Annotated in this window: 11 protein-coding genes; 10 read left to right on the forward strand and 1 reads right to left on the reverse strand. The window is 62.1% G+C overall.

Translation table 11 applies throughout. The features are described from left to right. Window positions 1-102 precede the first annotated feature (102 nt). Entirely contained in the window at window positions 103-1,119 is a 1,017-nt protein-coding gene (locus GDR53_RS13040) for a substrate-binding domain-containing protein (RefSeq protein WP_193334907.1), read from the reverse strand. 473 nt (window positions 1,120-1,592) lie between these two features. Between GDR53_RS13040 and GDR53_RS13045 the strand changes: the two genes are divergently transcribed. From GDR53_RS13045 to GDR53_RS13090, 10 genes are all read left to right on the forward strand, one after another. Continuing rightward, a complete protein-coding gene (locus GDR53_RS13045) occupies window positions 1,593-2,957 on the forward strand; it encodes an ABC transporter substrate-binding protein (protein WP_193334908.1) in 1,365 nt (454 codons plus the stop codon). 94 nt (window positions 2,958-3,051) lie between these two features. After that, the gene (locus tag GDR53_RS13050; protein WP_193338090.1) at window positions 3,052-4,062 is read left to right on the forward strand and encodes a carbohydrate ABC transporter permease; all 1,011 of its coding nucleotides are present in this window, start codon (window positions 3,052-3,054) and stop codon (window positions 4,060-4,062) included. Then, window positions 4,062-5,267: a carbohydrate ABC transporter permease gene (locus GDR53_RS13055; protein ID WP_193334909.1), complete on the forward strand. Its 1,206-nt coding sequence runs from the start codon at window positions 4,062-4,064 to the stop codon at window positions 5,265-5,267. The genes GDR53_RS13050 and GDR53_RS13055 overlap by 1 nt, the downstream gene beginning before the upstream one ends. Before the next feature lie 60 nt (window positions 5,268-5,327). After that, a complete protein-coding gene (locus GDR53_RS13060; RefSeq protein WP_193334910.1) occupies window positions 5,328-6,332 on the forward strand; it encodes an ABC transporter ATP-binding protein in 1,005 nt (334 codons plus the stop codon). A gap of 519 nt (window positions 6,333-6,851) precedes the next feature. Beyond that, window positions 6,852-8,120, forward strand: a complete 1,269-nt coding sequence (locus GDR53_RS13065; protein ID WP_193334911.1) for an ABC transporter substrate-binding protein — start codon at window positions 6,852-6,854, stop codon at window positions 8,118-8,120. A gap of 81 nt (window positions 8,121-8,201) precedes the next feature. Continuing rightward, complete coding sequence (locus GDR53_RS13070) at window positions 8,202-9,182, forward strand: carbohydrate ABC transporter permease (protein WP_193334912.1); 981 nt, start codon at window positions 8,202-8,204, stop codon at window positions 9,180-9,182. Continuing rightward, the gene (locus GDR53_RS13075; protein ID WP_193334913.1) at window positions 9,182-10,027 is read left to right on the forward strand and encodes a carbohydrate ABC transporter permease; all 846 of its coding nucleotides are present in this window, start codon (window positions 9,182-9,184) and stop codon (window positions 10,025-10,027) included. The genes GDR53_RS13070 and GDR53_RS13075 overlap by 1 nt, the downstream gene beginning before the upstream one ends. An 11-nt stretch (window positions 10,028-10,038) precedes the next feature. Beyond that, the gene (locus tag GDR53_RS13080; protein WP_193334914.1) at window positions 10,039-11,046 is read left to right on the forward strand and encodes an ABC transporter ATP-binding protein; all 1,008 of its coding nucleotides are present in this window, start codon (window positions 10,039-10,041) and stop codon (window positions 11,044-11,046) included. 168 nt (window positions 11,047-11,214) lie between these two features. Further along, window positions 11,215-11,997: a ThuA domain-containing protein gene (locus GDR53_RS13085; protein ID WP_193334915.1), complete on the forward strand. Its 783-nt coding sequence runs from the start codon at window positions 11,215-11,217 to the stop codon at window positions 11,995-11,997. Between the two features lie 229 nt (window positions 11,998-12,226). Next, a complete protein-coding gene (locus GDR53_RS13090) occupies window positions 12,227-13,273 on the forward strand; it encodes a Gfo/Idh/MocA family protein (RefSeq protein WP_193334916.1) in 1,047 nt (348 codons plus the stop codon). Window positions 13,274-13,321 lie beyond the last annotated feature (48 nt).

Raw genomic sequence — 13,321 nt, forward strand, 5'->3', positions numbered from 1 at the left:
CCTGACTATGTCGACGCCAGCGAAACACTGATTTGTGCACGGTTTTGCCAGCGTGGCCCGCCCTGCAAGCAGCACAGATGGCATGTTTGATCGCGGAGGCGCTCAGCTTGGCGCCGGGCCGGTGCTTTCGCGCAGAACCAGTTCGACTGGCCAGACCTCGTGGATGTCGGCCACGGGCTTGCCGGCCTGGATCTGCAGGATCAACTCGGCAATGCGAATGCCGGCCAGGCTGATCGAGGAGCGGGTGGTCGACATGGAGGGGTACATGTTGTCGGCGTTGAGATAGGGGAAGACGTCGTCATGGGCGATCATGGACACGTCCTGGCCCAAGGTCAGCCCGGCCTGGCGAATGGCCCGGAAGACGCCGAGCGCGGTCATCATCGAGCCGGCGAGGAAGGCCGTCGGCGGGGTGTCCAGCTCGAGCATGTCATGGGCGGTGCGGAAGGCGATTTCGTCGCTGAAGGCGGCATTGCTCAGCAGTGCCGGATCGCAGGGCACGCCGCGGGCCGCGAGCGCCTTGCGGTAGCCGCTCTCGCGGTGCACGGCAAAGGTGCGATCCTTGAAGCCGTTGAACAAAGCGATGCGGCGATGGCCGAGATCGAGCAGGTGGCTGGTGGCGCGCTCGATGGCGCCGGCATTGTCGATATCGAGCCAGGCATGGGGCGCGCCGATTTCGGTGCGGCCATGCAGAACGAATGGAATATTAAGCTCCATCAGCAGTTTGGCTCGCTCGTCATGCAGGGTGGGCGAATGCAGGATGATGGCATCGACCTTCTGGCTGGCGGCCAGACGGCGATAGGCGGCGACTTCTTCGTGATAGGTCTGGACCGTGGTGACGATGATGTCGATTTCCTCTTCGGCCAGGCGCCCGCCGACGCCGCTGAGGAACTCGCTGGTATGGGGGCCGAATTCGGAGGAGCCGCGCAGCACCATGCCGATGGCGCCGGCGCGGCCGGTGGCCAGGCGCAGCGCATTGGCATTGGGGCGATAGCCGAGCCGTGTCGCGGTCTCGGCGACGCGCAGCCGCGTGGCCTCGTTGACCTCTGGATAGCCATTGAGGGCGCGGCTGACGGTGGTCTGCGACAGGCCGAGATGCTCGGCCAGATCCTTTAGTCTCATAAGCGTGCGTGGCCCCTTCCGCGTCCGCTGGCAGGCCGGTGCCTTGGCTGGCACCTGGTCCGTTCGGCCGGCATGGGGGCAGCGGGTCGGCATCGAGCCGGTCCGCATCTTCCTCCATGCGCATTCAAAGCGATTTCAAATTGCGACGCAAGGCCCGGTTTTCATGGGGTGGTTTTGCCGTGATCGCAGCGGGCTGGCGGTCACTCCTGGGTGAGCCAGTTTGTCTCAGGCAGCCGTAACCTGCTGTGCGGTTAAGGTTATATCGATTGAAGCCCCTGATATCCCGTGATGGCGATAGAGCCGTGCTTGACAGGCCATGGCCACTCTGGTTGGTTTCGGCCCAAAGCGCTTTGACCTGATGCCGGAGACGGCAGTGCAGCTGGCGCTTGGCGGGAGGACAGGCCCTTCATGCCGGCGCAAGCGCAGGCAGAATGGCGTGATCTCTCTTTTTCGGCTTACCGGGAGGATATCTTATGAAGCTCACCATGATGACAACGGCAATGCTGCTGGGCATTTCGTTGACGGCGACCAATGTGCAGGCGCAGGAACTGATGTTCCCCAAGGGCGAAGGCGCCTTCAGCTGGGCAGCGCTCGAAGAATTTGCCGCCGCCCATAGCGATCTGGCGGGCCAGACCCTGACCATTTGGGGTCCATGGCGCGAAGGCGGCGACCAGGAAATGTTTGAAAGCGTGCTGGCCTATTTCGAGGATGCCACCGGCGCAACGGTGAACTACGCCTCCTCGGAAAACTACGAGCAGCAGGCACAGATCGATGCTGCCGCCGGCTCGTCGGCCAATATCACCATCCTGCCGCAGCCAGGCCTGCTGGCCGACATGGCCTCCAAGGGCTATCTCGTGCCGCTGTCGGACGAGGTCAAGGCGGCCGTTGAATCCGGCAATGCTGCCGGTTCGTCCTTCGTCTCGCTGGGCACCTATGCCAATGCGAGCGGCGAAGAGGCCTTCTATGCCGTGCCCTACAAGTCGGACCTGAAGTCGCTGGTGTGGTACTCGCCGGACAATTTCGCCGATGCCGGCTATGAAGTGCCGCAGAGCTATGAAGAGCTCAAGACGCTCACCGAGACCATGGTTGCCGATGGCGTGACGCCATGGTGCATCGGCCTGGGTTCGGGCGGCGCGACCGGCTGGCCGGCGACCGACTGGATCGAAGACATCATGCTGCGCATCAATACGCCGGAAGATTATGATGCCTGGGTCAGCAATGAACTCAAGTTCAACGATCCAAAGGTCGTGGCTGCGCTCGAGGAATTCGGCTGGTTCGCCAAGGATGATGCCAAGGTTGCCGGTGGCGTCGCTGCCGTGGGCACCACGGACTTCCGCGAAAGCCCGCTCGGTCTCTTTGCCGTGCCGCCAGCCTGCTACATGCACCACCAGGCCTCGTTCATTCCGTCCTTCTTCCCTGAAGGCACCGAACTGGGCACCGATGCGGACTTCTTCTACTTCCCCGCTTCGACCGAACGCGATCTGGGCCAGCCCGTGCTCGGCGCCGGTACTCTTGCCGTAGTCACCAAGGATTCCCCTGCTGCCCAGGCCTTCATCGACTTCCTGATGAACCCGATCTCCAACGAGATCTGGATGGCTCAGTCCGGCTTCCTGTCGACGCTGCTGGCTGCCAATGTCGAGACCTATGCCAATGACACCCTCAAGGGTGAAGGCCAGATCCTGCTCGACGCGACCACGTTCCGCTTCGACGGGTCCGATCTGATGCCAGGCGCCATCGGCGCCGGCAGCTTCTGGACCGGCATGGTGGACTTTGTCGGCGGCAAGTCTGCACAGCAGGTTGGCGACGAAATCCAGGCAAGCTGGGACGCCATCAACTAAGACGGCTATAAGAAGAATCATCGAGACCGGCGCACGCGCCGGTTTCGTCCTATAAAAAGACGTCTGGATACGGGAGGAGCGGCAATTGGGCGATATTGTGCAGCAATTGTTTGGCGCCGTCATCGCCATTGCCGTGGCGCTCGCCGCCTGTGTTGCCTATTTCTGGGGCAGCAACTGGCTGCTCGACCGCTTCCTCAATTCCGACAATGTGACGGGGGAAGCCGTTACCCGGCGTGACAGTCTGCGCGACCGGATCCGCCCGTGGCTGTTCCTGTTGCCGGCGCTGCTGTTCCTGTCGGTCTACCTGATCTATCCCGTGTTCGAGACGCTGCGCCTCAGCCTGCTCGACAAGTCCGGCCGCAATTTCGTGGGCTTTGCCAATTACGCCTGGGCGCTGTCGGACAGCAATTTCCAGCGCTCGATCCTCAACAACATCATGTGGCTGATCGTGGTGCCGTCGCTGGCGACCGCCTTCGGACTGGTGATCGCCGTTTTGGCGGACCGGCTGTGGTGGGGCAATATCGCCAAGTCGCTGGTGTTCATGCCGATGGCGATCTCGTTTGTCGGCGCCTCGGTGATCTGGCGCTTCGTCTATGACTATCGCGGCGAGGGTGACGTGCAGATCGGCCTGCTCAACGCCATCGTCACCGGCTTCGGCCTGCCGCCGCAGGCCTGGATCACCATTCCGTTCTGGAATTCGCTGTTCCTGATGATCATCCTGGTCTGGATCCAGACCGGCTTTGCCATGGTGATCCTGTCGGCGGCGCTGCGCGGCATTCCCGAGGAAACGCTCGAGGCCGCCCGCATCGACGGCGCCAGCGATATCCGCATCTTCTTCGACATCATGATCCCGCAGATCATGGGGACGATCGTGGTGGTATGGACCACCATCACCATCGTGGTGCTCAAGGTGTTCGACATCATCTTTGCCATGACCAATGGGCAATGGGACACCGAAGTGCTGGCCAATTTCATGTTCAAGTGGATGTTCGTCAACTTCGACTATGGCCGCGGCTCGGCCATTGCCGTGGTGATCATGCTGGCCGTGCTGCCGATCATGATCTGGAATATCCGTCGCGCCAATGCAGAGCAGGGGACACGCTAATGACCGCTGTCACCGAAACATCCGAGGCCGTTGTCGCCGCGCCGACCGTGCGCCGCAAGAACTGGTTCCAGCGCGTGCGGCCGGGACGGGTCGTGACCCATCTGGTGCTGCTGGCGCTGGTGGCGCTGTGGACGCTGCCGACCGTGGGCCTGCTGGTCTCCTCGCTGCGCGACAAGGACCAGCTGGCGGTGTCGGGCTGGTGGACGGCGCTGAGCACGTCGGAATCGCTGGGCGTGACGCGCATCGGCACCGCCGCCGACCAGGCAGCCGAAGACGGTCGCTATGTCATCCGCGGCAATGTGTTCGGCAGCGATACCAACAAGCAATTGGGTGGCTTCGGGCTGAGCAATCGGGAGCCGGCGGCAGAGCCACCCGGCGGCAGCCTGCCCATGTCGGAAGGCGGCGCGATCAGCGTGGCTGAAGACGGCAATTTTGAATGGGTCTCCGATACCGAGTTCACCCATACGCGCGGCCCGCGCGTTTTCTACCAGGCCCGTATTGCGCCGCGCTTCACGCTCGACAATTACTGGGAAGTGCTGACATCCAACGGGGTGGCGCGCAGCTTCATCAACTCGTTCACGGTGACCATTCCGGCCACCATCATCCCGATCCTGATCGCCGCCTTTGCCGCCTATGCGCTGGCGTGGATGCGGTTTCCGTTCCGCGGCCTCATCGTCGCGCTGGTGGTGGGCCTGCTGGTCGTGCCGCTGCAGATGTCGCTGATCCCGCTGCTGACGCTCTATAACCAGATCGCGCAGCTCATGGGCGCCTCGGATGGCAAGACCTATCTGGGCATATGGCTGGCCCATACCGCCTTCGGCCTGCCGCTGGCCATTTATCTCTTGCGCAATTACATGGTGGGCCTGCCCAAGGAGATCATGGAATCGGCGCGCATCGACGGCGCCAGCCACTTCAAGATCTTTACCGGCATGGTGCTGCCGCTGAGCTTTCCGGCGCTGGCCTCGTTCTCGATCTTCCAGTTCCTGTGGGTGTGGAATGACCTGCTGGTGGCCATGGTGTTCCTGGGCGCGCAGCAGGATCGCCTGGTGCTGACCGGCAAGCTGGTAAGCCTGCTCGGTTCGCGCGGCAATAACTGGGAAATCCTCACGGCCGGGGCATTCATCACCATCGTGGTGCCGCTGATCGTGTTCTTTGCGCTGCAGCGCTATTTCGTCCGCGGGTTGCTGGCGGGTTCAGTCAAGTAAGTCGGGCACTCGGCCTGCAGCCGTCCCCGGACGGTTCATGAGAAGAAAGAAGAGCGGATCGTGACAAACCTCAAGCTCACCGACCTCAGCAAGCGTTATGGCCAGGTTGAAGTGCTCAAGCACATCAATCTCGACATCCATTCGGGCGAGTTCATGGTGTTTGTCGGCCCGTCGGGCTGCGGCAAGTCCACCCTGCTGCGCTGCATTGCCGGGCTTGAGGAAATCACCGGCGGCACGCTCGAGATCGAGGGCGAGGTGGTCAATGATCGTGCCCCGTCCAAGCGTGGCATTGCCATGGTGTTCCAGAGCTATGCGCTCTATCCGCATATGAGCGTGTTCGACAACATGGCTTATGCGCTCAAGATCGCCAATGCGCCCAAGGAAGAGATCGAGACCAAGGTCGCTGCAGCCGCAGAGCAGCTGCAGCTGACGCCCTATCTCAAGCGCCTGCCGGGGCAGCTGTCGGGTGGGCAGCGCCAGCGCGTGGCGATCGGCCGGGCCATTGTGCGCGACCCCAAGGTGTTCCTGTTCGACGAGCCGCTCAGCAATCTGGACGCGGCGCTGCGCGTGGCCACGCGCATCCAGATCGCCAAGCTGCACGAGACCATGACCAAGACCACCATGATCTATGTGACGCATGACCAAGTCGAGGCGATGACGCTGGCCGACCGGATCTGCGTGCTGCGCGACGGCCAGATCCAGCAGGTCGGCACGCCGATGGAGCTCTACGAGACGCCCCAATCGCTGTTTGTGGCGAGCTTTATCGGCTCGCCCAAGATGAACCTGATCGAGGGTGAACTGGCCAAGCCGTTCAATGCCCATACGGTGGGGATTCGCAGCGAGCACATGACCGTATCTCCCGATGCCGGCACCTGGAGCGGCACGGTGATCCATACGGAAAACCTGGGCTCGGACAGCTATGTCTATATCGACATGGGCCAGGAGGACCCGGTTGTGGTGCGCGTCGATGGCTCGACCAAGTATCGCAGCGGCGACAATATCCACTTCTCGCCGATCGACGACAAGATCCATCGCTTCGACGCTGCCGGCCTGCCTGTCGGCTGATCTGCGGGCCAGGTCACAGGCCGACCTGGCTGCCCCAACAAACCTGCTCCGCACCGGCCAGGCTATGCCTGTTGGCGGCTGGCAATTTTTGGTTGCCTACTTGGCTGGTTGTCGACAGCCGCCTCTGGATGTCATCCCGCCACGTCGCGTTAACCGACGCGCGGTCAGTCTTCCAAAGCGGTTTCAAATTTCAGCAAAATAGTTAACACCGAACCGTCTGGCTTGAGGTGCGTACATCAGAATGCCTGTGCCGGGATGTAGCGCGAAATTCACATTGTCATTCTATCCTGCTGATCCAGAAGGATAAAATCTGACCGCGTTGCGACGTCAGGCGAGTTACCCACAACGCGCGCTTGACAGAGATTTGGCGCTCTGCTTTCTTTTTAACCAAAGCGCTTTGAAAAGACGGCAGGATTGCCGCGACACAGGGCTTTTGAGGGAGGGGATCGAGTATGTCGGCACAGCTGTGTCGGGCTGCCCATGCCTTTCCGAAGGATGTTTCATTCGGGAGGAAATCTAATGAAAATGCACACAATGCTCGTTGGTCTGCTGACGAGCGTGACCCTGGTGATGGGGTCGGCCCAGGCCGCGGAGCTCTCAATTGTCTCGGGTGATACCGGCAATGGCCTGGCCTTCCTGCGCAGCCAGCTCGACAAGTTTGAGGCCGATACGGGCAATACCGTCACCATCGTGCCGATGCCTTCCTCGACGAGCGATCAGTTCGGCCAGTATCGGCTGTGGCTGGCGGCCGGCAATGCCGATATCGACGTGTACCAGACCGACGTGATCTGGGCGCCGCAGCTGGCCGATCAGTTCCTCGATCTGACCGATGCGGCCAAGGATGTTGTGGGCGAGCACTTCCCCTCGATCATCGAGTCGCAGACCGTGGACGGCAAGCTTGTCGCCCTGCCGGCCTTCACCGACGCACCGGCGCTGTTCTACCGCACTGACCTGCTGGAAAAGCACAACAAGCCCGTCCCCACCACCTGGGACGAGATGGCCGCGACCGCGCAGGAAATTATGGATGCCGAGCGCGCCGAGGGCCAGGCCGACATGTATGGCTTCGTGTTCCAGGGCAATGCCTATGAAGGCCTTACCTGCGACGCGCTGGAATGGGTGATGTCCAATGGCGGCGGCCAGATCGTCGAAGCCGATGGCACTATCTCTATCAACAACGAGAAGGCCGCTGCCGCCATCGATCGCGCCGCCGGCTGGATCGGCACCATCTCGCCCGATGGCAACCTGGCCTATCAGGAAGAAGAAAGCCGCGGCGTTTGGCAGCTGGGCAATGCGGTGTTCATGCGCAACTGGCCCTATGCCTATGCGCTGGGCAATGGCGATGACTCGGCGGTGAAGGGCAAGTTCGACGTGGCCCCGCTCCCGGCCGGTGATGGCGAAGGCGCCCGTTCGGCGGCGACGCTGGGCGGCTGGAACGTGGCTGTGTCCAAGTACTCGCCCGATCCGGAAGAGGCCATCAAGCTGGCGCTCTACCTGTCCTCGACCGAGGTACAGAAGGAACGCGCCATCAACCAGTCCAACCTGCCAACCATCGAGTCGCTCTATGACGACGCAGACGTGCTGGCCGCCTCACCCTTCATGGCCAACTGGAAAGAGATTTTCCAGAATGCCGTGCCACGGCCATCGGCCCCCACCAAGGTCAAGTACAACGAGGTCTCCTCGCTGTTCTGGAGCGCCGTGCACAACACGCTGTCGGGCAATGGCTCGGCCGCCGAGAACCTCGAAGTTCTTGAAGCCGATCTGACCGAGCTCAAGGGCGACGCCTGGTAAGTCCTCCCAGGACACCACGGGGTGGACGGCCGGTGACCCGGCCGCCCGCCCCGACCCATATAGTGCGCAGGGAGAGGCAGAATGGCGAGTGATATAGCGGTGTCCGCCCGCCCCATCGTGGTGGTCAAGGGACGAACGGAACTGAGCCAGCAAAGGCTGGCGGCGGCACGATGGTTCCTGCTGCCCATGCTGGCGGCGCTGTGCGTGGTGGCCGGCTGGCCATTGCTGCGCTCGATCTGGTTTTCCTTCACCGATGCCTCGCTGACGGACCTCTATGGGGCCGAATTCATCGGCGTAGGCAATTATATACGCTGGACCACGCTGGAAAGCGGCAGGACAGTCTATCGCGGCCTGCTGGTCGACCCGGCTTGGTGGAATGCGGTGTGGAACACGCTGCGCTTTGCCTTCTGGTCGGTGAGTTTCGAGGCAGTGTTCGGCATGATCGTGGCTCTGGTGCTCAATGCCGAATTCCGCGGTCGTGGCTTTGTCCGTGCCGCCATCCTCATTCCCTGGGCGATCCCGACGATCGTTTCGGCCAAGATGTGGGCCTGGATGCTCAATGACCAATTCGGCATTCTCAACGATCTGGGCCTGCGCCTGGGCCTGCTCAGCCAGAAGGTGGCCTGGACGGCCACGGCCGAGACGGCCATGCAGGCCGTGCTGGTGGTCGATATCTGGAAGACCACGCCGTTCATGGCGCTGCTGATCCTGGCCGGGCTGCAGATGATCCCCAAGGACATTTACGAGGCGGCCGAACTGGACGGCGTGCATCCGGCCAAGCAGTTCTTCGCCATCACCCTGCCGCTGGTGCGGCCGGCCCTGATGGTGGCGATCATCTTCCGGCTGCTCGACGCGCTGCGCATTTTCGACCTGATCTATGTGCTGACGCCCAATAGCGCGGCGACCAAGACGATGAGCGTGCTGGCGCGGGAGAACCTGTTCGACTTCGACAAGTTTGCCTATGGCTCGGCGCAATCGACGCTGCTGTTCCTGATCATCGCGGTGCTGACCGTGCTCTATATCTGGCTGGGCAAAGTCCGGTTTGACGGGGGAGACCGCTGATGGGCGCGACATTGGATCTTTGGAAACTGACCAAGACGGTGCTGTTCTATGCGCTGGTGGTGGTCATCGTCGTGGTCTCCATCTTCCCGTTCTACTACGCCATCCTGACGAGCTTCAAATCGGGCACCGACATCTTCCGGGTGACCTATTGGCCGGTGTCGTTCTCGTGGGAGAACTACATTGCCGTGCTCAACCAGGGCAGTTTCCCGCGTAATCTGCTCAACTCGGTCTTCGTGGCCACGGTTACGGTGATGCTGGCGCTGTTCCTGGCGGTGACGGCGGCGTTCGCGCTCAGCCGGGTACGCTTCCAGGGGCGTGGCTTGCTGTTGATGGTGATCCTGGCCGTCTCGATGTTCCCCCAGATCGCGGTGCTGGCGGGGCTGTTCGAGGTGATCCGCGCACTGGGCATCTACAACACGCCCTGGGCGCTGATCTTTTCCTACACTATCTTCACGCTGCCCTTTACCGTCTGGGTGCTGACCACCTTCATGCGCGACCTGCCGGTCGAGATCGAGGAGGCCGCCATTGTCGACGGGGCCAGCCCCTGGGTGATCATTACCCGCGTGTTCATGCCGCTGATGTGGCCGGCACTGGTGACCACGGGCCTGCTGGCCTTTATCGGGGCCTGGAATGAGTTCCTGTTCGCGCTGACCTTCACGTCATCGAACGATACCCGCACCGTACCGGTGGCCATTGCGCTGCTGTCGGGCGGTTCGCAATATGAAACGCCCTGGGGCCTGATCATGGCGGCGTCGGTGATCGTCACCGTGCCGCTGGTGGTCCTGGTGCTCATTTTCCAACGTAAAATTGTGTCGGGCCTTACCGCCGGCGGCGTCAAGGGTTGAGGAGCTAAACAATGGCAAGCATCGAGCTGCGTAACATCCGCAAGGCCTTTGGCGTGGTCGAGGTGATCAAGGGGGTCGACCTGACGGTCCGCAAGGGCGAGTTCATGGTCTTTGTCGGTCCGTCGGGTTGCGGCAAATCCACCCTGCTGCGGCTGATCTCGGGGCTGGAGGACATTACCTCGGGCGAGATGCTGTTCGACGGCAAGGTGGTCAATGCGCTGGCGCCGTCCAAACGCGGCATCGCCATGGTGTTCCAGAGCTATGCGCTCTATCCGCACATGACGGTGTTCGACAACATGGCCTTCGGGCTGACGCTGGAAAAGGGCCATGGCAAGGAGGAGATCCGCCAGCGCGTCGAGAAGGCGGCAGAAATGCTGCAGATCACGCCCTATCTCGACCGGCTGCCCAAGCAGCTTTCGGGTGGGCAGCGGCAGCGCGTGGCGATCGGGCGGGCGATCACGCGCGACCCCAAGGTGTTCCTGTTCGATGAGCCGCTGAGCAATCTGGATGCTGCGCTGCGGGTGGCGACGCGGATCGAGATCGCCAAGCTGCATGAGAGCATGGACAATGTGACCATGATCTATGTGACGCATGACCAGGTCGAGGCGATGACGCTGGCGGACCGGATCTGCGTGCTGCGGGATGGGCTGATCGAGCAGGTCGGCACGCCCATGGAGCTTTATGAACAACCCAATTCGGTGTTCGTGGCCGGCTTTATCGGCTCGCCCAAGATGAATTTCATCGCCGGCGAGAAGGCCGCGGCCTTCGACGCCCATACGGTGGGCATTCGCGGCGAGCACCTGACCATCGTGCCCGACAATGGCACCTGGAGCGGCACGGTGATCCACAAGGAAAACCTGGGCGCCGACAGCTACGTGTACCTCGAAATGGGCACCGAGGAGCCAGTGGTGGTGCGTCTCGATGGGGCCAATGACTACCGGAGCGGGGACGTGGTGCAGATCACGCCGATGGCCGACCGGGTCCACAGGTTCAATGCGGCAGGCAAACCGATCGCCTGACACGAAAAAACTGTCAGCATCGTCCAACTTTGGCCATCTGGACCCTAGACTGCGTCATATTGGACAGCGCCAATGGCGTGGCGTGCATCGGGCTGGAAGCCGGCTTTGCAACGTGCCAATTTACTGCCGTGCTGCACCTCCCTGCGGCACATCCAACAGGAGAATTTCATGCCGATCCGTACCCTGGTCTGGGGCGAGAACGTTCACGAGCAGAAGAACAAAATCGTCGCCGACAACTATCCCGAGGGGATGCACAACCAGATTGCCAAGCTGCTGGCCAGCGACAGCAATATCGTGACCAGGACCACCACGCTGCAGGAGCCCGAGCATGGCTGCACCGTCGAGGCGCTGGCCGAGACCGACGTGCTGGTCTGGTGGGGCCACGCGGCCCATGGCCAGGTCGAGGACGAGATCGTCGAGCGCATTGCCAAGCGGGTATGGGAGGGCATGGGCCTGATCGTGCTGCATTCGGGCCATTTCTCCAAGATTTTCAAGCGCCTGATGGGCTCGCCCTGTGCGCTGCACTGGCGCGAGGCCGGCGAGCGCGAGCGGCTTTGGGTCACGAGCCCGGGCCATCCGATCGCCAAGGGGCTGCCGGCCTATTTCGAGCTCGAAATGGAAGAGATGTATGGCGAGCCCTTCAGCGTGCCAGAGCCGCTCGAGACCGTGTTTGTCAGCTGGTTCCAAGGCGGGGAAGTGTTCCGCAGCGGCCTGACCTACCGGCGCGGCGCCGGCAATGTGTTCTACTTCCGGCCGGGGCATGAAACCTATCCGACCTATCACGACGACACGGTCGGGCTGGTGCTGCGCAATGCGGTGAACTGGGCCTATAATGCCAACCAGCATCCCGAACTGCTCGAGGCACCCAATACGCCGGTAGAAGAGTCGATCGAACCGCTGGTCGAGCGCGGCCCCAAGCTGCATCACGGCCGCGAAGAAGGCTTCAAGTAGGATGAGCCGGTCTCCAGGTGAGGCTGGCCTGCAAATGGTGGTCTTTTGCGCTTCCGGTGCTCACGTACCTCAGTACGCTCCGCTCCGGCTCTCAAAGACCATCATTTTCGCCTCAGCCTGATCTGGACCCCGACATATCCTTGGTGCCCCCATAACAAACCAATCTGCTGCCAAACCGGCTTGTCAGGCAATGAACGGATCACCGCGGTGATCGAGAAGGATTAAGAGAATGCGGCTGCTCATTCTGGGTACCGGGGGCATGGCCAATACCCATGCCAAGCATTTTGCGGCCATCGAGGGGGTGACCCTGGTGGGCGGGGTGGATGTCGATCCGGCGCGGGTCGAGGCGTTTAACCAGATCCACGGCATCGAGCGGGGCTTCGGCTCGCTGGATGCGGCGCTGGCCTGGGGCGAGTTCGACGCTGTGGCCAATGTCACGCCAGACTCGATCCATCACCCCACGACCATGGCGGCGCTGCGGGCCGGCAAGCACGTGTTCTGCGAAAAGCCGCTGGCGACCGACCACGCCAAGGCCATGGAAATGACCGAGCTGGCCGAGCAGATGGGCCTGATCAACATGGTCAATCTGACCTATCGCAATGTCAGCCAGCTGCAGAAGGCGCGCGAAATCGTGCAGTCGGGCGCGGTGGGCACGGTCAAGCATTTCGAGGCCAGCTATCTGCAAAGCTGGCTGGTATCGAAGGCCTGGGGCGACTGGCGCACCGAGAGCCAGTGGCTTTGGCGGCTGAGCAAGAAGCACGGCTCAAACGGCGTGCTGGGCGATATCGGTGTGCATATCCTGGACTTTGCCGCCTTCGGTGCGGGCAGCGATTTCTCCAAGGTCTTCTGCCGGCTCGAAACCTTTGCCAAGGCGGAAAACAACAGAATCGGCGAATATGACCTCGACGCGAATGACAGCTTTGCCATGACGGCGCAGCTGGAAAACGGCGCGCTGGGCGTGATCCATGCCACGCGCTGGGCAACCGGGCATTTCAACGAGTTGCGCCTGCGAATCTATGGCGAGCTGGGCTCTGTGGAGGTGCAGCACCGGCATGACTGGAGCAAGCTGTTCACCTGCCTGGGCGACGATGCGGAAACCGGCACCTGGACGGAAGTGGATGTCGAGCCGGTGCCGACCAACTACATGCGTTTCTTCGAGGCGGTGCAGAGCGGCCAGAACCTCGAACCCAGCTTCCGCCACGCCACCAATATCCAGCGGGTGCTTGATCTGGCTACGGTCACCGATCGCGACCGGCACGAACTGTCGGTGCGCTAGGCGCTTTGTGCGACAGCCGGACTGGCCACGGGCCGGGCCGGCTGACCG

The sequence above is a fragment of the Devosia beringensis genome (genome assembly GCF_014926585.1).
Lineage (GTDB): Bacteria > Pseudomonadota > Alphaproteobacteria > Rhizobiales > Devosiaceae > Devosia > Devosia beringensis.

What these genes read in the sequence shown, in the direction of transcription:
- GDR53_RS13040 (WP_193334907.1), bottom strand. Translation starts at nt 1,119, where the DNA reads ATGAGACTAAAGGATCTGGCCGAGCATCTCGGCCTGTCGCAGACCACC.
- GDR53_RS13045 (WP_193334908.1), top strand. Translation starts at nt 1,593, where the DNA reads ATGAAGCTCACCATGATGACAACGGCAATGCTGCTGGGCATTTCGTTG.
- GDR53_RS13055 (WP_193334909.1), top strand. Translation starts at nt 4,062, where the DNA reads ATGACCGCTGTCACCGAAACATCCGAGGCCGTTGTCGCCGCGCCGACC.
- GDR53_RS13065 (WP_193334911.1), top strand. Translation starts at nt 6,852, where the DNA reads ATGAAAATGCACACAATGCTCGTTGGTCTGCTGACGAGCGTGACCCTG.
- GDR53_RS13070 (WP_193334912.1), top strand. Translation starts at nt 8,202, where the DNA reads ATGGCGAGTGATATAGCGGTGTCCGCCCGCCCCATCGTGGTGGTCAAG.
- GDR53_RS13075 (WP_193334913.1), top strand. Translation starts at nt 9,182, where the DNA reads ATGGGCGCGACATTGGATCTTTGGAAACTGACCAAGACGGTGCTGTTC.
- GDR53_RS13080 (WP_193334914.1), top strand. Translation starts at nt 10,039, where the DNA reads ATGGCAAGCATCGAGCTGCGTAACATCCGCAAGGCCTTTGGCGTGGTC.
- GDR53_RS13085 (WP_193334915.1), top strand. Translation starts at nt 11,215, where the DNA reads ATGCCGATCCGTACCCTGGTCTGGGGCGAGAACGTTCACGAGCAGAAG.
- GDR53_RS13090 (WP_193334916.1), top strand. Translation starts at nt 12,227, where the DNA reads ATGCGGCTGCTCATTCTGGGTACCGGGGGCATGGCCAATACCCATGCC.